The sequence below is a fragment of the Enterococcus sp. DIV0724b genome (assembly GCF_050531475.1).
Lineage (GTDB): Bacteria > Bacillota > Bacilli > Lactobacillales > Enterococcaceae > Enterococcus_L > Enterococcus_L haemoperoxidus.
Genome location: NZ_CP172890.1, coordinates 1,021,311 through 1,042,101, shown reverse-complemented (window position 1 = coordinate 1,042,101; position 20,791 = coordinate 1,021,311). Strand labels below are relative to the sequence as shown.

17 protein-coding genes are annotated in these 20,791 nt (G+C 35.7%); 5 read left to right on the top strand and 12 right to left on the bottom strand.

Translation table 11 applies throughout. From position 1 onward, the window contains the following. Nucleotide 1 precedes the first annotated feature (1 nt). The 4 genes from IGJ02_RS04875 to IGJ02_RS04860 all read right to left on the bottom strand — a co-directional run bounded on the left by IGJ02_RS04875 (nt 2) and on the right by IGJ02_RS04860 (nt 4,659). A complete protein-coding gene (locus tag IGJ02_RS04875) occupies nt 2-2,083 on the bottom strand; it encodes a BglG family transcription antiterminator (protein ID WP_430603474.1) in 2,082 nt (693 codons plus the stop codon). Between the two features lie 28 nt (nt 2,084-2,111). Beyond that, nucleotides 2,112-3,557, bottom strand: coding sequence for a PTS mannitol transporter subunit IICB (locus IGJ02_RS04870; protein ID WP_430603473.1), 1,446 nt, complete (start codon nt 3,555-3,557; stop codon nt 2,112-2,114). A gap of 240 nt (nt 3,558-3,797) precedes the next feature. Beyond that, on the bottom strand, nt 3,798-4,112 hold the full coding sequence (locus IGJ02_RS04865) for a CHY zinc finger protein (RefSeq protein WP_430603472.1): 315 nt from the start codon (nt 4,110-4,112) through the stop codon (nt 3,798-3,800). A gap of 1 nt (nt 4,113) precedes the next feature. Then, on the bottom strand, nt 4,114-4,659 hold the full coding sequence (locus tag IGJ02_RS04860; RefSeq protein ID WP_430603471.1) for a biotin transporter BioY: 546 nt from the start codon (nt 4,657-4,659) through the stop codon (nt 4,114-4,116). Between the two features lie 219 nt (nt 4,660-4,878). Here IGJ02_RS04860 and IGJ02_RS04855 point away from each other — a divergent pair, with 219 nt between their 5' ends. Together IGJ02_RS04855 and IGJ02_RS04850 are read left to right on the top strand one after the other, a co-directional pair. Further along, nucleotides 4,879-5,706, top strand: coding sequence for an NUDIX domain-containing protein (locus tag IGJ02_RS04855; protein ID WP_010760693.1), 828 nt, complete (start codon nt 4,879-4,881; stop codon nt 5,704-5,706). A 79-nt stretch (nt 5,707-5,785) separates the two neighbouring features. Next, nucleotides 5,786-6,259 carry a GNAT family N-acetyltransferase gene (locus tag IGJ02_RS04850; protein ID WP_430603470.1) on the top strand — a complete coding sequence of 158 codons (474 nt, stop codon included), beginning with the start codon at nt 5,786-5,788 and terminating at the stop codon, nt 6,257-6,259. Nucleotides 6,260-6,655: 396 nt separating this feature from the next. Here the strand turns inward: IGJ02_RS04850 and IGJ02_RS04845 are convergent, their stop codons facing one another. The 7 genes from IGJ02_RS04845 to IGJ02_RS04815 form a co-directional block, all read right to left on the bottom strand. Further along, entirely contained in the window at nt 6,656-8,524 is a 1,869-nt protein-coding gene (locus IGJ02_RS04845; protein ID WP_010760691.1) for an acyltransferase family protein, read from the bottom strand. 681 nt (nt 8,525-9,205) lie between these two features. After that, complete coding sequence (ilvA, locus tag IGJ02_RS04840; RefSeq protein ID WP_010760690.1) at nt 9,206-10,459, bottom strand: threonine ammonia-lyase IlvA; 1,254 nt, start codon at nt 10,457-10,459, stop codon at nt 9,206-9,208. A gap of 72 nt (nt 10,460-10,531) precedes the next feature. Beyond that, nucleotides 10,532-11,527, bottom strand: a complete 996-nt coding sequence (gene ilvC / locus IGJ02_RS04835; protein ID WP_010760689.1) for a ketol-acid reductoisomerase — start codon at nt 11,525-11,527, stop codon at nt 10,532-10,534. A 54-nt stretch (nt 11,528-11,581) separates the two neighbouring features. Then, entirely contained in the window at nt 11,582-12,064 is a 483-nt protein-coding gene (ilvN, locus tag IGJ02_RS04830; RefSeq protein WP_430603469.1) for an acetolactate synthase small subunit, read from the bottom strand. A 1-nt stretch (nt 12,065) separates the two neighbouring features. After that, nucleotides 12,066-13,760 (bottom strand): biosynthetic-type acetolactate synthase large subunit, encoded by a 1,695-nt coding sequence (gene ilvB / locus IGJ02_RS04825; RefSeq protein WP_010760687.1) that lies wholly within the window; start codon nt 13,758-13,760, stop codon nt 12,066-12,068. A 13-nt stretch (nt 13,761-13,773) separates the two neighbouring features. Beyond that, nucleotides 13,774-15,465, bottom strand: coding sequence for a dihydroxy-acid dehydratase (ilvD, locus tag IGJ02_RS04820; RefSeq protein WP_430603468.1), 1,692 nt, complete (start codon nt 15,463-15,465; stop codon nt 13,774-13,776). Between the two features lie 567 nt (nt 15,466-16,032). Beyond that, the gene (locus IGJ02_RS04815; protein WP_010760685.1) at nt 16,033-16,548 is read right to left on the bottom strand and encodes a hypothetical protein; all 516 of its coding nucleotides are present in this window, start codon (nt 16,546-16,548) and stop codon (nt 16,033-16,035) included. Between the two features lie 282 nt (nt 16,549-16,830). Between IGJ02_RS04815 and clpP the strand changes: the two genes are divergently transcribed. From clpP to IGJ02_RS04800, 3 genes are all read left to right on the top strand, one after another. Continuing rightward, entirely contained in the window at nt 16,831-17,427 is a 597-nt protein-coding gene (clpP, locus tag IGJ02_RS04810) for an ATP-dependent Clp endopeptidase proteolytic subunit ClpP (protein WP_010760682.1), read from the top strand. A 107-nt stretch (nt 17,428-17,534) separates the two neighbouring features. After that, entirely contained in the window at nt 17,535-18,056 is a 522-nt protein-coding gene (locus IGJ02_RS04805; protein ID WP_430603467.1) for a DsbA family protein, read from the top strand. Between the two features lie 172 nt (nt 18,057-18,228). Further along, nucleotides 18,229-19,707, top strand: a complete 1,479-nt coding sequence (locus tag IGJ02_RS04800) for a glucosyltransferase domain-containing protein (protein WP_430603466.1) — start codon at nt 18,229-18,231, stop codon at nt 19,705-19,707. Between the two features lie 124 nt (nt 19,708-19,831). Here IGJ02_RS04800 and whiA read toward each other — a convergent pair whose 3' ends face one another. Continuing rightward, nucleotides 19,832-20,767, bottom strand: coding sequence for a DNA-binding protein WhiA (gene whiA / locus IGJ02_RS04795; RefSeq protein ID WP_010760679.1), 936 nt, complete (start codon nt 20,765-20,767; stop codon nt 19,832-19,834). Between the last annotated feature and the right edge of the window lie 24 nt (nt 20,768-20,791).

Sequence of the window (20,791 nt, the reverse complement as noted above, 5' to 3'; positions counted from 1 at the left end):
ATTATTTTTTCCTCGATTCTAAATAAATTAATAATTTTTGCACAAAATACGTCGTGATTTCTTCATTCATACCCTTCTCCAAAAGCTGAATCATTTGGTTATTGTCAACAAACAAAGTACTGATATAACTAATTACTTCCAAACCTTCTTGAGAAAATTTCTCAGGAACTAGCAGTAAAACGATTCGATCAATTAGCATTTTTGTATGGTCCATCGTTTCAATGTAGATAGACTGCTCTAATGAAAATAATTGAAAAAAAGGTTCTTTGATTGATTCATTACGGGCATGAAATAGTCCGATTTTTGTCTCAGGTATACCAAATGCTTTCCAATTGCCATCGTATAAGAAAGTGCTGACTAATGACTCAACGTCTAACTCCGGTACTTTTTCCAAAAGCTGTGTATAAATGACCCTAATCGTATCTTCCATTGTTCCTAGGTTTTCGTTTAACTTTGAATAGCTAAAATTCTTTAAAATTGTGAGAACAATCGAAGCGAAGACTTGTTGTTGTTCTAGAAAATGAGTTGCTTCAAGTAACGTTAACTGCACCGCTTGTTCTTCTTGTGCAATTTTTTTATGGTATCCACTATGCAAACTTTTCAAAAATACACTAATTTGAGAGAGTTCTCTTTCAGTTAAAATAGGTGAAACTAAGAAATAATCAAAATCCACTTGACCTAAATCAATTGTAGAAATAATGATATTATAACTACCTTCCGCTTTCTTTTTTCCTAATTCAAATAAGGAAACTGTTTCTAATTTTTTCAATTGAGGAATTCGCTGACGTAATCGAGTAACCAACATCCTTGACGTACCAATACCACTAGCACATACAACTAATCCCGAAAAACTATTTTCACTTTCTAATTGCAATAGTACCGAACCAAAATGCAAAACCAAATAGCCAATTTCCTCATCCGGGACTGACTTTTCTTGATACACTTGATCGAACGCTCGCCTGACCACTTCAAAGAGATCCGCATAATCTTGTTTGATCGAATGGATCAATGGATTATAAATTCGCATGCCTTGACGCAATCGTCTTAGGGTAGGACGTAAATGAGCAATCAGTCCTTTTGTTAAAAGTTCTTTTGGTAATTTTTGATTAAGTTCAGCTTCAACGTTAGTAATTAATTGTTTAACTAAAATCATTACTTCCAATTCTTCATTTTCCATGAAGTAAATCGCATTTTCAGTGGTTTTCAGACCTCTAAGATGGGTCGTCACATAAGCTGCTTCACCTACAGGTACAAATTCTGCTTCCATATCTAAAATATCAGCTAGCATGTTCTGTGCTGCAATAAATTCTGGATAGTCCCTCATTTTATCGCTGGTTCCATTTGGTTGAATGAAATTTCCTGCAATCATTCGTTCAACTGAAATTGAAATGTGTACAATCAAATTCGCATACGCTTCATCATTGATTCCCTCAGAAGTGTTACTACGCCAATTTTTAACACTTTGCTCCACTTTTTTTAATAGTGATTCACTAACTAAATCAAGTAAGCGATCTTCTACCCAATCATTGGTAGCCAGATCTCGAGATTTTTCTTGGAAAAATTTTAGTAATCGATAATCGGGAAATTGTTCCCCAAAAAGCGCACTCATCAAACTTCTTTTTTGTGCTTCATCAGCTTTTAGCGATACACCAAAGCCTCTCCTTCTTTCAATTTTGACTGTGTTCGGTAGTCGTTCTTCAATTTTAGTCAGATCATTGCTGATTGTTGAGATCGTAACATTTAGATCGTTCGCAAGCCCAACCAATTTTATGCTCTCTTCTTTTAAAAGCACTTTAAGAATTTTCTGTTGGCGTTCTTCTGGACTATAGTCGCTATAAGATAAATCCATTAATTGCCAGCGGAAGCGTTGTTTATCAGAATCCTGTCCAATCAAGGTTAAGACTCCATGCTCTTTCGTAAACTTAAGCTGATAAGAAGCCAAGATACTTTCAACTTCCTTTAAATCACGCCGGATAGTTCGTGGACTAACACGTAAATCTTCAGCCAATTCATTAATAAAAACAGGCCGATTATTGGTCAACAGCTGTTCCATGATTAGCCGAGCTCTTGCTGAAAGATACATGGAATTCTCCTCTCAAAAACGTTATTATTTAAACAGATGTTTTAACGACTGATAACTTTTCAACTAATTCATCATATTTATCACTACTCAAAAAATTATCAACAGATACATGATACGCTTTAGGTAATTTTTCTTTTGCTCGTGTAGTTAAATCTTTATGAGTCACTACAATATCCGCATCTTCTGGTAATTGTGCTATAGCTGAGTTGACAACTTCAATCGGTAATCCCGCTTTTTTCACCTTGTTTCGCAAAACAGAAGCACCCATTGCACTAGATCCCATCCCTGCATCACAAGCAAAAATAATTTTTTTCGTATGGGCAAGTGTTTCAACTGTATCACTCATTTTTTCAGCAGTAGAAAAGCTTGTTTGCACTTCTGGTGTCATCGTTTTGCGACCTTTTAAAGCACTCGCTTTTTCAGAAGCATCCTCAATAGTTATATCTGCCACTTTTGAAGTCTTTAAAACAACAGCAGAGATAGCAAATGAAACGACTGTCGCTACAACGATTCCTGCAAAGACACCCAAATAACCATCTCGCGGCGTCATAGCCAAAATTGCAAAAATACTCCCAGGTGAAGCAGGTGCTACTAATCCAGCGTTAAATAGTGAAAAAGTCAACACACCTGCCATTCCACCACCGATTGCAGAGAGAATCAATACAGGTTTCATCAAAATATATGGGAAATAAATTTCATGAATACCGCCTAAAAAATGAATGATCATCGCTCCAGGAGCAGTTTGTTTTGCACTGCCTCGTCCAAAGATCGTATAAGCCAATAATATCCCCAATCCAGGACCAGGATTTGACTCTAATAAGAACAAAACAGAACGACCACTTTGTGCAGCCTGTTCAATCGCAATTGGACTAATCACACCATGGTTAATCGCATTATTCAAGAATAATACTTTTGCTGGTTCAACGAAGATACTTGCTAAAGGAAGCAATGCGTTCTCAACTAAAAAGCCAACACCCGTGGCCAAAATATTATTCAATCCTTCAACAGCTGGGCCAACGATCAAGAACGCAATAATCGCTAAAATTGATGCTAAAATACCAGATGAAAAATTATTGACTAACATCTCAAAGCCCGGTTTGATCTTACCATCAACTAATTCATCAAATTTTTTAATACAATAGGCACCAGCAGGTCCAACCATCATTGCTCCGAGAAACATTGGAATGTCAGCTCCTGTGATCACTCCCATCGTGACCATTGCTCCAACGACTCCGCCACGAATATCGTAGACTAATCGTCCACCTGTAAATCCAATCAAGATCGGCAACAAATAAGTAATTGTTGGCCCTGTTATTTCATTCAATTGTTCATTAGGAAACCAGCCAGTAGGGATAAATAAGGCAGTCAAAATGCCCCAAGCAATAAATGCCCCAATATTCGGCATAATCATTCCACTAAGAAAACTGCCGAACTGCTGAACTTTCACTTTTATATTCCCTTGAGTTTGATCCATTGTTTTCCTCCTTCTTCTGAAAACAAGAAAAATATTAAGTCTTTTGATCTGCGCAGATCACTTTTTTGATAGAGCTTTTCTTGTCTTCTACATTGTAAACGCTCTCCTATACGGTTACAAGAAGATGAAAGTGTAGTTTTGTCCAAAGCTTTTGGACAAAAATTGAAGAATAAATGAATAACACAAAAAAACTGAACAGAGCATTTTTTGCTCTGTTCAGTTCTTTTATAAAACGCTCATCTAATTAAAATAAATAGACGCATGTCTTGAACAATTGGGATTAAACAAATGTCCGCAATTTAAACATTCCGTTTGCTCCTTATATTCCTTAGCAGTCATTTCATTTTGGCAAACGCCACAAAGAACTACTTTTGCTTTTGACACATCTGAGTTTGGCCAAGGCATGAACCTATGCTCTTCCAATTCATCATGACAGTGAAAACAGGCATAATATTTTCTGCAAAAGTAACATTTATTGGCAATCACATCCACTAAAGAACCATAATGAATGCATCGACTATTGTTATCAATCGTTAATCCAAATATATTTGCCAAACTATTTTCCCCTTTTGGAAAGCGATTTTGAAATCCTTTTTGCTATAATAGCAGTTAGAAATGCTTTCATCGTATCGCCAGGAATAAAAGCTAGACTTCCCAACAAACTTTTTGACAGTGTAACATCTGATAAAAGACTCACTCCAACTGCGCCACAAAAATCAATAAATAAAGCGCCAAATAATAAAGTAATGCCAAATCCATACGCACTATTTTGATTATTTGGATTAAATTTTTCACTCATCCAGCCAATAAAAAAGGTAGCAAATGGATACGCTAAAAGATAGCCTGCTGTGATACTGAAAAAGACAGTCATTCCCCCTCTACCACCAGCTAGAATTGGAAAACCGATTGCAACAAGAAGTAGGAAAAGCATTGTTGCAATCGTACCGTTTTTCTTACCTAACAGTAATCCACTAAGCATAAATCCGGCGTTTTGAATCACGATAGGCACTGGTAAAAAACTAATTGGAATAGGTGGAAAAAAACCTAAAACAATAATAATACTGACCATAATTGCAATTTTAGTCATGTCTTTAGTTTTCATTTTTTCTCTCCAAACGATAAATTATATTTTATATAATTAAAAATACTATTTCCAAACACTTTTGTCAACCTTTTACAAATAAAGGTTAACCAAAAAGTGATAGTTCCTGAAATAGATTGATTTTCTTGAAAGAAAAACACGTGTTTAGTTGTTTTTCCTGATGATAATGATACAATAAAGTAAAAATTACTTTTATCTTATTTAGAGAGGATGAATAACTTGACACACTTTAGTTCAAAGGAAGAAGAAAAGCAATATTATGAACAACAAGCTGATGAAGCTGACTTTCTAAAATGGTACCACCAACAAGAACTTCCTGAATATGAAAAGCCTTCTCTGACTGTAGATATTGTTTTGATGTGCTATAACAAAGAAGAAGATCAACTGAAAATACTGTTAATTAAACGAAAAAGTCATCCCTACAGAAATTCTTGGGCATTGCCTGGCGGATTTGTAAATCGTAATGAGTCAACTGGTGAAAGTGTGTTGCGAGAAACAAAGGAAGAGACTGGTGTCGTGATTTCCAAAGACAACATCGAGCAACTGCACAGTTTCAGCAGACCTGACCGTGACCCACGTGGTTGGGTAGTAACAGTTAGTTACCTCGCATTTATAGGTGAAGAACCATTGATTGCTGGAGATGATGCTAAAGAAGTTCGCTGGTTTACAATGGAACGCAAAGAAGGCACGCTTTTCCTTACAAACGATGATGTAGAAATTATTTTGGATTTGAATACCGGAGCTTCAACTGGAAAAGATACTTTGGCTTTTGACCATAGTGAGATCATCCTGAAGGCTTTCAATCGAGTTGCCAATAAAATGGAACATGATCCTCAGGTTTTACAAGTTTTAGGAAAAGACTTTACAATCACAGAAGCCCGAAAAGTTTTCGCTAAATTTTCCGGTATTGATTATAAAACCATTGATCACTCAAATTTTAAAAAAGCCATGCTTCATCATTTTAAAGAAATTGGAGAACGTCCTGTTGGCATCGGACGCCCCTCAAAAATCTATCAATTAAAACCTGAGAACTCTTACAAAAAATAATATTTTATTCAATAAAAGGAAGACTACTGTTATGGCAATTTATTTAAGAAAAGCTGCTCCAACTGATCTAACCAAAATAATGGACGTTATTAGGGCAGCTCGTCAGTTTCTCCATGCTCATACTATTCCTCAATGGCAAAACGGTGAGGGTCCAGATGAAAAACAATTGATACAAGATATTGCCACTCAACAATGTTATGTTTTGATTGTCGATCAAGAAATTGCTGGCCTCGGGATTATCTCATCTGACATTGAAGAACCTTATGAACAGATAAAAAATGGTCATTGGCAACAGGCATCAAAGGATTATGTCGTGATTCATCGCGTTGCCATTGATCCTGTATATCACGGTAAAGGACTAGCATTACTTTTAATGAACTTACTAATTACTACTGCGAGATTAAATAATCAATTCGACATTCGAATCGATACTCATCCAGATAATAAGCCGATGCAGCATCTAATTAAAAAAGCTGGCTTTCATTATCAAGGTGAGTTATCATTGCCTGTGGCTGATGGTCAACGATTTGCTTATCAATTAATTCTCTCATAAATAAGAAATGTGAAACATAAATCAGTAAATTAGCTGATTTATGTTTCACATTTTTTATAGCCGCTCGACTTGGAACTTCTTTGCTAATTATTCATAAGTGAACGAATAAATGGTCATAATCAGAGTTTCATCTAGTAATCAATTCAAATATAATTAATGTACATTTATCTTTATAGCTAATAAAGAATATACCGTAGAAGTCATATGGGTTATAGAAATTACCTCTTAAATTGCTTGTCTGGTTGCATCACATTTCCAACACCTCATCATCTTTCAGACACCATAAAAAGCCTCTTCCTAAAACTTTATTAGGAAAAGGCCATTTAGTTAAAAGTTATACTATCACTGCAGTCAGGTGATTGATTTTAAAACAATACTCTTTAACACAGTACTTTGTCATTTTAAAATTTGTTTCGCAATAAAACTCGAATACTTTACTTGACCATCTACATTAGGATGGACACGATCATCGTAAAACCATTCATCATGTTCATTACTATAACCGTACCAGTCAATAACAACTAGATTTTTATATTTCTTTTTCATAGTTTCTAACATTGCATTAACTTCATTCTGCCATCGACGTGTTGGAACGCGAACATTGATCCAATAAACTTTACGCTTAGAACCAATTGCTGTCATAAACTCATCAAATTGAGCTTCAGTAAATGACCCATTCGTTCCCAGACCAACTAAAACATTCTCTTTCAACAATTTTTCTTTATCTAATTTTTCAATGATCGGTGTGCTCGTATAAAGTTGTCTACCAACTTCACCATCAACAATCATTTTAGGAAAAATCTCTTGCAGTCCAGCGGCTGCATCCAGAATAACCGAATCTCCGAAAGCCGTGATCTCCATCTCTTGTGCTTTCTTAATTTCTTCTGCCGTTAAATCAAAGTTAGCTTCTGACTCTTGAGCTGATTGTTTTGTAGACTCTGTAGTCTTTCCTTCGTTTTTCGCTTTTTCTTCAGCTTTTCGCTGATCTGCTTTCTTTTTGTTTGCTTCAATATTTTTTTGTAATTGCTGTTGATCAGCAGTTACTTCATTTGAAGGTGCGATAGCAAAAGCAAAAAGAGCAAAACAGGATAAAACCACACTGATCAACGTAGTCACTTTAGGGACCGTAAGCCATGGTTTCTGGAAAAAATCTTTGATAGCAAACCATGTATATTGATAATAAAACTTACCCAAGGGCTTTTCAATAAAACGGTAAGAAAGTTCACTGATTCCTAAAATCAGTGCAATTTCAATTAAAGAATGAAGGAACACATGATCACTTAGATTTGTAATTTTTGCTTCGTAAAAAATCATAATTGGGAATTGATACAAATAAATACCATAACTTCTTCTACCAAACCAAGTAAATACTGGATTTGTCAGCCAACGGTTCAAATCAGCACCTGGATGCGCCGTAACTGCAACTAACATTGTCGCAAAGATGCTGACAATAAACATCCCTCCGTAATAAACAAAAGAAAAATGATCTGCTAGGAATAAGAAAGAGAGCAATAAAACTGCTAAAGAGGCAATTCCTACACCATTCAATAAAGTTTTAGCTTTTATCGGAATTTCTTCTTTTAATCGGTAGCTTGGCCAAACAAAAGCCAAACCACTTCCCATTAAAATAGAAAATAGTCGTGTATCTGTTCCATAATAGACTCTCGTTGGATCTGCTCCTGGACTATAAAGAACTGCCATCAAAATCCCTGAACCAACGGCTAGGGTCATAATCAAACCAAAAATCTTACCACTATGTTTAACATACTTTTTAAGAACAATAAATAACAAAGGCCAAATCAAATAATTCTGTGCTTCAACAGCTAACGACCAAATATGAGTAAATGGCGACTGAGTTGTAAATCGATCAAAATAAGAAAAACCTCTGAAAATCTGCCACCAGTTATTATAGTAAAGTACGCTGCTGGCGACTACACTGCGTAAGTTATTCAATAAATCTCTTTGAAAGAGTACAATATACGCTGAAGCTGCGACCAGCATGGCAACAAGTCCAGGATAAAGTCGCTTCATCCTTCGAATATAAAACCCTTTAACATCAATTGTTTCAGTTTGAAGCCATTCTTGTCTTAGTAAATCAGTAATCAAGTATCCAGAAACTGCAAAAAAAATAGGGACGCCTAAATAGCCCCCACGCATTATATTAGGGAACAAATGATAGAGAATCACACCAATGACTGCAATGGTTCGAATCCCATCGAACCCCGTAATATAACGGCGATTTTCTAATCTTTTTTTATTATTCATTTATATTTTCCAACTTTACTAGTATTCTTTTTTATATTTCGAGTAATTTTTAACAAAGGAAACATGATATTAAAATGGATAGATGATAGAAAAAATAAGTCGCGTTTGACCAAAAAAAGGTGGTCTGTTGAAGTGTAAAAAGATTTCTATCTGGCTCATGTTCTTTGACGGTCGTAGTTTTTCTGACCGATTTAATGTAGTAAGTTAAATATACGTTCTTTCCTAACAAATGGCAAGAGCTCTCACTCCATTTTTTGACTTTTTTAAGTAAATTTTAGACAATTCAAAATAAAAAAGATTGAACAATATGCAAGAATTTAATCTTACAGACTATTCAACCCGATATTACAAGTTTTATTGTTGTTTACGGAGCATTTTCTAATATCCAAATAATTGTTAAATGATACATTTTATCTTCATATATTTTTTCAGGCTAGACAGATAATATGTTTTTTTGTCCACTGTAAAATCTGTCGTTGTTTTGTCATCAAACATTTTCCCGCCCATTCACCGTTCTCATCTTTTCTTTGAGAACGAATAAGTTACATTGTTTGGAGTATAAACAAAAGTGATCTCTCCTGCTGTTTTCCCAATTAAGCTAATTTCAAAAATAGACCCCTTAATAAAAAGGATTTTCAACTTTCTCTAAGTGATCTATTTGCTATTTTTTTCGTTTACTCGTTAGACAAGTAATGCATATAGCGAAGGATTGTCCTTAAGATCAATATAATTAGGATCAAACTCAGCCATTTTTTTCAGTAAATTTGGTAGTTCCTCTTGATCTTTTAATAATATTCCCAACACAACTGGTCCTGTTCCACGATTGACTTTTTTTGTATATTCAAAACGAGTGATATCATCATTGGGACCTAAAATATCTGTCACAAACTCTCTTAATGCACCCGGGCGTTGCGGAAAATTAATTACAAAATAATGTTTTAGCCCTTCAAAAATTAATGAACGTTCTTCGATTTCTTCCATACGGTTAATGTCATTATTACCACCGCTGATAATACAAACAACGTTTTTCCCTTTTATGTCCTCTTTGACTAACTCTAACGCAGATACACTTAATGCTCCAGCTGGTTCTACAACAATTGCTTGTTTCGTATATAACTCCAAAATAGTTGAACAAACTTGTCCCTCATCAACTGCTAATAGATCATCCACATACTCTAGAGCATGCTCATAGGTTAAATTACCAACTTGTTTGACTGCAGCACCATCAACGAATTTTTCAACGTTATCCAACATGACTGGCTCGCCCTTATCGAAAGCCGCCCGCATAGACTGAGCGCCTAAAGGCTCAACACCGATTACTGAAGTTGTTGGACTAACACTTTTCGTATATGTTGAAACCCCACCTACTAAACCGCCTCCGCCAATTGCTGCCAGTAAATAGTCTACTTGAAACTCAGACGCCTTAGCTTCTTGGAATATCTCAACTGCCACAGTTCCTTGACCTGCCATAATATTTAAATCGTTAAAAGGATCAATAAAGGCTTGATTATTGGCTTTAGCATATTCTTTAGCGGCTTTAGCAGAAGCGTCAAAGGTGTCTCCAATCAATTGAACTGTTACCTCGTCTCCACCGAAGAATTTCACTTGAGAGATTTTTTGTTGCGGCGTAGTGGTCGGCATAAAGATCGTAGCTGCGACCTGCATTTCATGACAAGTGTACGCAACTCCTTGGGCATGATTTCCAGCACTAGCACAAACTACACCATTTTTTAGCATATCATGAGACGTTTGCTTAATCGCATAATACGCTCCTCTTAATTTGAAAGAACGAACTTTTTGTAGATCTTCTCTTTTTAAATAAACATTACATTTGTATTTTTTTGATAAGTACAAATCGTATTGTAATGGTGTTTTCGTTACGACATCTTTTAGTGTACCGTATGCTTCTTCGATATTTTCTTTTGTTAATTTCACCAAATTTTCCTCACCCTTTATTATGTAAAGGGTTGAGAAAAATAACTTCTTTCTCAACCCCTATTTACTATTTTAGTCTTCTCTTGAAACAAATGGCATCATTTTACGTAGTTCTGCCCCCACTTTTTCAATTGGGTGTCCAGCGTTCTCTTTGCGCATTTGATTGAATTCTTTAAAGCCGTTTTTGTTATCATCAATGAATCCTTTTGCAAATTTGCCATTTTGGATATCAGTTAGAACTTCCTTCATGTTGGCTTTGGCTTCAGCAGTAACGACACGAGGTCCTGAAACGTAATCGCCATATTCAGCAGTATTTGAGATAGAATTACGCATTTTCTCAAATCCTCCCTCATAAATAAGGTCAACAATCAGTTTTAATTCGTGACATACTTCAAAGTAGGCTAACTCTGGTTGGTAACCCGCTTCTGTCAATGTTTCAAAGCCCGCTTCGATCAAGCTTGTTAAACCTCCGCACAATACTGCTTGTTCACCGAACAAATCCGTTTCGGTTTCTTCTTTAAACGTCGTTTCTAATACGCCCACACGAGTGGCACCGATTCCTTTTGCATAAGATAACGCAACATCACTCGCTTTGCCTGTTGCATCTTGATATACAGCAAATAATGCAGGTACTGCAAATCCTTCTGTAAAGGTACGACGAACAAGGTGTCCTGGTCCTTTAGGAGCAACTAAGAAAACATCCACATCTTTTGGTGGGTTGATTACATCAAAATGAATATTGAAGCCATGACCGAATGCTAACGCATTGCCTGCTTCTAGATTTGGTGCAATTTCATTGTCATAAAGATCTCCTTGAATTTCATCTGGAGCTAAGATCATGACTACGTCTGCTTTTTTAGATGCTTCTTCAACTGATAATACATCGAAACCATCGTTACGAGCAGCTTCTGCTGATTTTCCTTCGCGAATCCCGATAATCACTTGATTGCCGTTATCTCTTAGATTTTGTGCATGAGCATGTCCTTGTGAACCGTATCCGATGATTGCGATTGTTTTTCCTTCTAATTGATTGTTTTCTACTGAGTTATCATAATATACTTTTGCCATTTTTGAACCCTCCAAATTTTTTATGCTTATAAGCGTATGCTTTAAGACCTGTTTTTAGTTGTTGCCTCTAGTAAATCCGGTGACACCTGTTCGTGCTAATTGTTTAATGCCGTAAGGTGCGACAACATCAACGAACGCACTGATTTTTTCGCTCGTTCCTGTGACTTGAATCACGACTGAACGTGTACCAACATCGATAACATTTGCTCTAAATGGATCGATCACAGAGAGTAGTTCCGCTCGAACAGCTGCTGGTGCATTGACTTTAACTAATGCTAATTCTCTTTCTAAATGTGGTTCATCTGTAATATCGGAAACTTTGATCACATCGATTTGTTTGTTTAATTGTTTAGTGACTTGTTCGCTTTCATTTAAGTCTGCCACTTGGACAATGATAGTGATTCGAGATACATTGTCTAATTCTGTCGGTCCGACTGAGATACTGTCGATATTGACTTGTCTACGAGTCAAAACACCACTAAAGCGATTTAAGACACCAGAATTATTGTTGACTGTTGCTGTAATAATCCGTCTCATTTTAGTCCACCCCCAGCATTTGATAGTTTGCTTTGCCTGCCGGAACCATTGGTAAGACATGTTCCGTAGGTGAAACCATGACTTCGATCAACAAAGGCCCCGTTTCTTTAAACGCTTCTGTTAATTCAGCCTCTACAGTTTCAGGATCATCGATCCTAATCCCTCTGATATGATAAGCTTCTGCCATTTTCACAAAATCTGGTTGGGAGGTAAAAACTGATTCCGAACGGCGACCGTTGAAGAAACTTTCTTGCCATTGACGCACCATTCCTAATGATTGATTATTCAAAATCACGATTTTGATTGGAATATTGTATTCATTTAAAATAGCCAATTCTTGGTTGGTCATTTGAAATCCACCATCACCAACAAAAAGTACGACTTCTTTATCTGGACAACCTAATTTGGCCCCAATTGCCGCAGGCACACCATAGCCCATTGTCCCTAATCCGCCGCTTGTAACAAGTTGTTTTTCATTTTTAAAAGGATAAAACTGAGCGGCCCACATTTGGTGTTGCCCTACATCCGTTGCCACGATTGCTTCACCATTTGTTAACTCTCCGATAAATTCAATAACTTTTTGAGGTTTGATTTCTGCTTTTTGTTCTTTATCGTATTTAAATGGATGTCGTTTTTTTCTGGAAAGATTTAATTTTTTCCACTCAGTACTATCTGCACAATTAATATCGAATTTTAGCATTTCTTTTAATGTTTCTTTCGCATCTGCTACAATTGGAATTTGGGTATCGATCGTTTTTCCGATTTCGGCCGGATCAATATCGACATGAGCAATGATTGCATTAGGTGCAAATTCTTTTGGTGCGCTCGCCAACCGATCATCAAAACGAGAACCGATATTGATCAAAAAGTCGCAATCTGTCAAAGCCATATTTGCCGCAAATGAACCATGCATGCCTCCCATTCCTAAAAATAGTTCATTATCTGTTGGGACAGCACCTAATCCTAATAACGAACTCAAGGTTGGCACTTGATATTGGTTGATGAATTCTACCAGTTCTTTTCCTGCATCAGCATGTAAGACACCTGCCCCAACTAATACCAAGGGTTTCTTTGCAACAGTCAAAGCTTCCATTAATTTTTTTACTTGGAGTTTATTAGGTTTAACCGTTGGCTGGTAGCTTGGTAAGTTAAGCTTGACCTCAATATCTGCATCTGCTTCCATAATCGTCATATCTTTTGGCAAGTCGATTACAACTGGGCCTTTTCTGCCCGTTGTTGCAATATGAAAAGCTTCTTCAATGATTCTCGGTAGTTCTTTGGTCTCCCGCACTTGGTAATTATTTTTAGTAATCGGCATTGTAAGTCCAATGACATCCGCCTCTTGAAAAGCATCTTTTCCGATACCATCTGTAACGACTTGACCTGTGAAAACAACCATCGGGATCGAATCGCTCATCGCATCAGCAATGCCTGTGATAGCATTTGTTGCACCAGGGCCACTAGTTACGATCACGACGCCTGGCTTTCCTGTAGCTTTGGCGTATCCTTCTGCTGCATGAACTGCACCTTGTTCATGTCTTGTCAAAATATGAGGAATATCGCCATCATATAATGCATCATATAAAGGAAGTACCGCTCCACCAGGATATCCAAAAATCATCTCTACTTTTTGCTTCAACAACGCATCAATTAAAATCCTTGAACCATTTTTCATTTTTCTCTGTTTTTCTACCATGAGCTTCCCTCCTCTAGTCTAGCAAATCTTCTGGAATCTGCATGATTCCCCCAGTATGAGCTGAAGTAACTAACGCCGTATATCGAGCTAAGTATCCTGTTTTTACTTTCGCCTTGAATTTTGGCAATTGGTCATTTCTTTTCGCCAACTCTTCATCTGAAACATGTAATTCTAGTGTTCGATTTATTAAATCAATTTCAATCTCATCACCATCTCTGACTAAAGCGATTGGGCCACCTGCAGCAGCTTCTGGAGAAATATGTCCTACCGCTATTCCTCTGGTCGCGCCTGAAAAACGTCCATCTGTAATTAAAGCAACATCTTTTCCTAAACCACGCCCAACGATACTAGAGGTCGGCGCCAACATTTCCGGCATACCAGGCCCACCTTTTGGTCCTTCATAACGAATAACTACAACATGTCCTTTTTTAACAGTATGATCATCTATTGCTGCAACAGCTTCATCATGAGAGCTAAAACAAATCGCTTTACCTACGAATTTTTTGATAGATGGATCCACTCCGCCAACTTTGATTACGCTGCCTTTTGGTGCAATATTTCCATACAATATTGATAATCCACCTACTGGGCTGTACGGATTCTCTTTTGGATGGATAACTTCTTCATTTTTTATTACAGCATCCTGAACATTTTCACGGATTGTTTTTCCAGTAACTGTGATGCGATCTGGATGGATCGCATTGCCTAAGTCTACTAACTCTTTCATGATTGCTGGCACGCCTCCTGCTTCATGAACATCATGCATTGAATAAGCGGATGATGGGGCAATTTTTGATAGATAAGGAACACGTTCAGCAATCGCATTAACTTCTTCTAAGTTGTAATCGATCTCTGCTTCATTGGCAATCGCTAATGTATGCAAAACAGTATTAGTTGAACCCCCCATTGCCATATCTAATGCAAACGCATCATCGATTGCTTCTTTCGTAATGATATCTCTTGGTTTGATTTGTTTTTTGACTAGATCCATCAAATGAAAAGCTGATTGTCGAACAAGTTCTCTACGTTCATCTGATACTGCTAAGATTGTTCCATTTCCAGGTAATGCCATTCCTAAAACTTCCATCAAACAGTTCATTGAGTTGGCTGTAAACATTCCGGCACATGAGCCACAAGTCGGACAAGCATTTTGTTCCATAAAATTGAATTCTTCTTCTGTCATTTTGCCTTCTTTAAAGGTACCAACGGCTTCAAACATATTCGAAAGTGTCAAGGTATGTCCTGTTGGATCAAGTCCAGCTTTCATTGGACCACCTGAACAAAAAATTGCTGGTACATTCGTTCGAACACTTGCCATTAGCATTCCTGGAGTGATTTTGTCACAGTTAGGAATATAGAATACGCCATCAAACCAATGTGCATTTATCACGGTCTCTGCAGCATCCGCAATGATTTCTCTACTGGGTAATGAATAACGCATACCAATATGTCCCATCGCAATGCCGTCATCTACACCGATCGTATTGAATTCAAAAGGAATTCCTCCAGCTTCACGAATCGCCTCTTTAGCAACATCCGCTAACTCTCTTAAATGAACGTGTCCTGGAACTATATCAATATAAGAATTACAAATTGCTATAAACGGTTTGTTCATATCTTTAGCATTTTTCACTTGCCCAGTTGCATAAAGCAAGCTTCTGGCGGGAGCCGCCTCGATTCCTTTTTTGATTTTATCACTACGCATTTTTCATCCACTCCAATTCAGTTATCTCCAGAAGATCTCTTTTTTGCTTCTTCTGATTCATTTTCTTATTTACTCTGCTCGACTCTTTATAAAACTTTCTACAAAAAAAGCATCCCATCAATTGAATGGGATGCTTTAGTAAGACCCCCATTTACCAAAGACAAACAGGACTCTAACATCTGCGAAATTTCTCAGTGTTCTAAGTCCTACACGATAAAATAATGACTAATACGTGATTGTTGTTTGTCTTTTGCATGGCAATGGTCTCCTTTTTATAAAAAAAATCTACAAAGATTAAAATAGCATGTGATAAATAAAAGCTTTTGTTAACTATATACCTAATAAATGAGAATGTCAATAAAATTTGATAAAAAGATTCAGAAAATTCTAAAAACGTTTGTATTTACTTTTTTACTTATTGTTTATTATTTTCGTAACAATTAAAATCAAACGATTTTAGTATTATATTTCTCTCTTATAATTCAAATCATTCCTCAGCATTTCCACATTATAAATTAAAAACAGCTGCTGCTCGGTTTTGCTTGAGCAGCAGCTGTTTAAAATATCTTAGCCTCTTTGGAAATAATATAGAGGCTTATGTGTCAAACGTTTCATTTGTCTTTTTTTATCTTCAATAATCGACAGTAACTCTTCTGAAAAACTTTCTAAGATAACTCGGCCGCCTTTATACGTACTTCCTCCCATTGAGATCACTTCATCAGGCGTTAAGATGACTTTTCTATGAGCGATTTTTTTGAAGAACTCTTCAATCAAATAGGTCGGTAAGTAAAAATTATTTTGAGCCGAAAAAGATTCTAAATAGATAAAATCATCAATACTGATATAACAATCATCCATCGATATAAAATTCACGGATTTATCTACATATATATCTCTTTTCTGTAAAATCTCATTGATTTTTTTATTCAAAAGATTCAACGTTTCTATTTCTTTAACAAAATTTTCTAGTTCTCGGTAACGTACTGATTTACGTTGCTCATACGTTACACTTAGCGCAACACCAATTGATGCAATAACTGCACCAACTAACACACCAGTCATACCTGCGATAAAAACAACCATTCGGATTCCCTCACTCTTTTCATTCTTGTTTTTTTAGTATAACATACTCTTTCACAAGCGTAAAAAAATAAGATAGAAAAAACAAAGGATTAAAAATCAATTGATCCAAGTAAAAGAAGTCTGAATCCTTTGTATAGCCATACTCTATTAACTAGTTTAAATAGATTTTTCAAAGCATTAAAGTTGACCTTTATTGACCAATAAAGTATACTTTTTTTAAGCATTAAGGTATGCTTTGTGATAAAATGATTTGAAGAGTTTTTTATATAGGAGGAATATACTATGAATTTAATACCAACAGTCATTGAACAATCATCTCGTGGAGAAAGAGCATATGACATTTATTCACGATTATTAAAAGATAGAATCATCATGTTAAGTGGTCCGATCGATGATAATGTAGCGAACTCAGTCATTGCCCAATTACTATTTTTGGATGCACAAGACTCTGAAAAAGACATCTATATCTATATCAATTCGCCAGGAGGAAGTGTTTCTGCCGGATTAGCAATCTTTGACACAATGAATTTTGTTAAAGCCGATGTGCAAACAATCGTTCTTGGTATGGCAGCTTCTATGGGAAGTTTCTTATTAACTGCTGGTACAAAAGGCAAACGTTTTGCTCTACCTAATGCCGAAATCATGATCCACCAACCACTAGGTGGCGCACAAGGTCAAGCAACTGAGATCGAAATCGCAGCTAAACACATTCTAGATACGCGTGATCGCTTGAATAAAATCTTGGCAGAACGTACTGGTCAACCACTTGAAGTCATTGAACGTGACACAGATCGTGATAACTTTATGACTGCTCAACAAGCAAAAGAATACGGTTTGATCGATGAAGTAATGGAAAACAGTAGCTCTTTAAGCAAATAATAACTTCTATGTCCAAAATTTCTTTTGAAAATTTTGGGCATTTTTATTTAAACTAAAAGCGAAAAGAGCTACACTTAGAACAGAAGATATGAAAGGATGATACTAAAATGGATATTTCAGTTATCGATGCAACAAAAGTTACAACAAAAAATGGTTTAGCAATTGGGAGCGATTCAGCACCCGTGAAAATGGTTGAATTTATGAATGTTCGCTGTCCGTATTGTAAAAAATGGTTTGAGGAATCGTTTGATTTATTGAATGAGTATGTCAAAGAAGGGAAAGTTCAACGAATCATCAAACTTTTAGATAAAGATAAAGAAAGTTTGCAACGCGGTAATGTGATGCATCATCATATCAACTACGATTTGCCAGAAAAAGGCCTGACTGATTTGAAACAAATGTATGATACACAAGATCAATGGGGAAATCTTTCTTTAGAAGATGTAGCAGTATTTGCTGAAGATAATTTACAACTACCTAAAAAAGAGGTACCTGCAATTGTCCAATCAGTGATTGAGGAAGCAACAGCTGCAAATATCAAATTTGTGCCAACGATCGTGATTGGTGAACATATTTTTGATGAATCAGTGACAAAAGAAGAACTGATTCATTATTTAGAAGGTAAATAATAAAAAGAATTAGAAGCGGCACTTATTGTGTTGACTCTAATTCTTTTTTTAATCAATACATCCACTTCTTTCATACTAAATTTTAAGCTTTCAAAAATGTAACATACCTTTAAAATTGAGTTGGATTCAGTTATACTTACTAAAAATGATCTAATGAAAAGAGTGAATGAGTATGTTGAATAATAAAGTGATACTTTTAAAAAAATGGATTGTTGAAAATAAATCACTAATCTTTTTGTCAGTTCTTATCAATCAATTAGCTGTTTTGGCTATAGGAATAGTAAATTTCACTTACATTGATGATGCTGCACGACAGATTACTGGTGTTACTGATTTTGCGCGAAGCTATTCCCGTTGGGGCAGTGAAATCGCATCTTGGTTAGTACAAGGAAGTAGACATCTAACAGATATGGGGTTAACCACTCATATTATTACAGGTCTAATTTTATCATTAACCAGTCTTACTGCAGTCTACTGCTTAAACAACAAAAAACTAGCCGTGTTGCCTCTCATCGTTTCCGCAATTATTGGTTTAAATCCTTGGTTTTTACAAAGTATAAGTTTTAGATTTGATAGTCCGTATATGGCATTAAGTATTTTATTTTCAATAGTTCCTTTTTTATGGTGGGATAAAAAATCAAAGGTTTTCTTTATATCATCAATCATAAGTATTTTTATTATGTGTAATACATACCAAGCTTCTTCTGGTATTTATATTATTATGGTATTAGCTCTTTCTTTAAAAGAAATGCTAGCAAATATGCATCCTCAAAAAACTTTAAAAACAGTTTTGTTATCCGCAGCCGCGTATATTATAGCTTTGTTCATTTACGTTTTTGAGACAAAATTGAATCCTGGATTGAATCAGCGAGGAGGACATGTTGTAATTGCGGATCTAAAAGATATACCTCAGACCATTTTTACAAATAGCCAAATGTATTTGCATAGAATTTTTCAGCAAAGTACCAAGCTTTGGCTTGCCTTGTTTGCAATTTTAATCCTATTATTTATAATTACGAGTATTTTAAATTCAAAATTAAGTTTCTTTAAAAGCATAACTTTTGTATCACTCTATTTAATCTTAGGTTCTGTACTAAGCTATGGTGTATTTCTAATTTTCCCTGAACAATTAGCTTTAGTCGCGCCAAGATATGCTTATGGCTTTGGCGTATTCACATCTATAACCTTTATTGTACTTCTGAGTAACTTAACACCTTCTTTGCTTAGCAAAACGTCTAAAGTATTCGTTTGTTTATTCTGTTACTATATCCTTTCGTTTCCCTTTATCTATGCTTCAACACTCTATTATCAAAAGGAAGCATTTGAAAGACAAAGTATGATCTTGGCTGATAGTTTAAAAAATTTGGTAAATACAGAAACAAGAGCCATTTATTCTGATACGTTATTTAAAGATTCTCCTATTCTAATCAATTCAGTAAGAAACTTTTCTATCCTAAAAGAGTTAGTGCCATCAAATGCAACAATTTATTGGCCAAACCAATTACTCTTTAAAACCATTACTGGAATGAATATTACTATTAATCAATTCAATCCTAAAACTGTTAAATTTACCTCAAGTGAACTAAAACTATCTGATTATTATTATGAAATTTATGAGCGAGATTATGATCTATATATTATTAGGAAATAAATAAAGTGGCTGAAGTATAACTTGTAAAGTTATACTTCAGCCACTTTGAGTTTAAATGAATCATTATCTATAAACAACTCTCTCGGAAATAGAAATAGGTCCTTATCGACAAGTTATTTATCTGTTACGCACTTGGTTCTCTTAACTTATCCGCAAATTCATTAATTTTACGAATTCGGTGATTGATTCCTGATTTTGAAATGGCACCTGATGGAATCATTTCCCCTAATTCTTTTAAACTTACTTCTGGATATTCTAATCGTAATTCCGCAATTTCTTGTAATTTTCCCGGTAACGCTGCTAAACCTACTACACTTTCGATATACTGAATATTTTCGATTTGTTTTGATGCTGCATCGATCGTTTTATTAAGATTCGCCGTTTCACAATTGACCAAACGATTCACTGAATTACGCATATCTCGTACGATACGAACATCTTCAAATTTCAGCATCGAATTTGTCGCACCGATCAGTGTTAGAAAATCAGCGATTCGTTCTGCCCCTTTAAGATAGGAAATATAGCCATTACGACGTTCTAATGTTCGCGCATTTAAATCATAATAGTTCAGCATCTGGCAAATATCATCATTGTGTTCTTCGTAAATCGAAAATATTTCCAGATGATAGCGGCTTGTTTCTGGATTGTTGACAGATCCAGAGGCCATAAAAGCTCCTCTCAAATAGGATCTCATTTTTTGTGCATTTCCGATAATATCATCTGATACATGGGTATTAAACATCATTCCATCCAGAATATCTAAATCAGCCAGCACACTTTTCGTATCTTGCTTTAGTCGTACGATATACACATTATTCTTTTTTAATTTCATTTTTTTTCGGACTAATAATTCTGAGCGAACATCATAATGATCTTTTAAAAGAGAATAGATTCGTCTGGCGATCGCTGCATTTTCAGTTTGAACATTCAATACAAATTGCTGATTCACAATACTTAATGAGCCATTCATCCGAATCAAAGCAGCTAATTCTGCTCGTGCATGTTCTCGATGAACCTCTAAAGTTGTCAGCTCTTTTTTTACATCTGCTGCAAAAGACAATCTCCCCACTCCTTTCCCTTGTTC

What these genes read in the sequence shown, in the direction of transcription:
- IGJ02_RS04875 (WP_430603474.1), bottom strand. Translation starts at nt 2,083, where the DNA reads ATGTATCTTTCAGCAAGAGCTCGGCTAATCATGGAACAGCTGTTGACC.
- IGJ02_RS04870 (WP_430603473.1), bottom strand. Translation starts at nt 3,557, where the DNA reads ATGGATCAAACTCAAGGGAATATAAAAGTGAAAGTTCAGCAGTTCGGC.
- IGJ02_RS04860 (WP_430603471.1), bottom strand. Translation starts at nt 4,659, where the DNA reads ATGAAAACTAAAGACATGACTAAAATTGCAATTATGGTCAGTATTATT.
- IGJ02_RS04850 (WP_430603470.1), top strand. Translation starts at nt 5,786, where the DNA reads ATGGACGTTATTAGGGCAGCTCGTCAGTTTCTCCATGCTCATACTATT.
- IGJ02_RS04845 (WP_010760691.1), bottom strand. Translation starts at nt 8,524, where the DNA reads ATGAATAATAAAAAAAGATTAGAAAATCGCCGTTATATTACGGGGTTC.
- ilvC (WP_010760689.1), bottom strand. Translation starts at nt 11,527, where the DNA reads ATGGCAAAAGTATATTATGATAACTCAGTAGAAAACAATCAATTAGAA.
- ilvN (WP_430603469.1), bottom strand. Translation starts at nt 12,064, where the DNA reads ATGAGACGGATTATTACAGCAACAGTCAACAATAATTCTGGTGTCTTA.
- ilvB (WP_010760687.1), bottom strand. Translation starts at nt 13,760, where the DNA reads ATGGTAGAAAAACAGAGAAAAATGAAAAATGGTTCAAGGATTTTAATT.
- ilvD (WP_430603468.1), bottom strand. Translation starts at nt 15,465, where the DNA reads ATGCGTAGTGATAAAATCAAAAAAGGAATCGAGGCGGCTCCCGCCAGA.
- IGJ02_RS04815 (WP_010760685.1), bottom strand. Translation starts at nt 16,548, where the DNA reads ATGGTTGTTTTTATCGCAGGTATGACTGGTGTGTTAGTTGGTGCAGTT.
- clpP (WP_010760682.1), top strand. Translation starts at nt 16,831, where the DNA reads ATGAATTTAATACCAACAGTCATTGAACAATCATCTCGTGGAGAAAGA.
- IGJ02_RS04805 (WP_430603467.1), top strand. Translation starts at nt 17,535, where the DNA reads ATGGATATTTCAGTTATCGATGCAACAAAAGTTACAACAAAAAATGGT.
- IGJ02_RS04800 (WP_430603466.1), top strand. Translation starts at nt 18,229, where the DNA reads ATGTTGAATAATAAAGTGATACTTTTAAAAAAATGGATTGTTGAAAAT.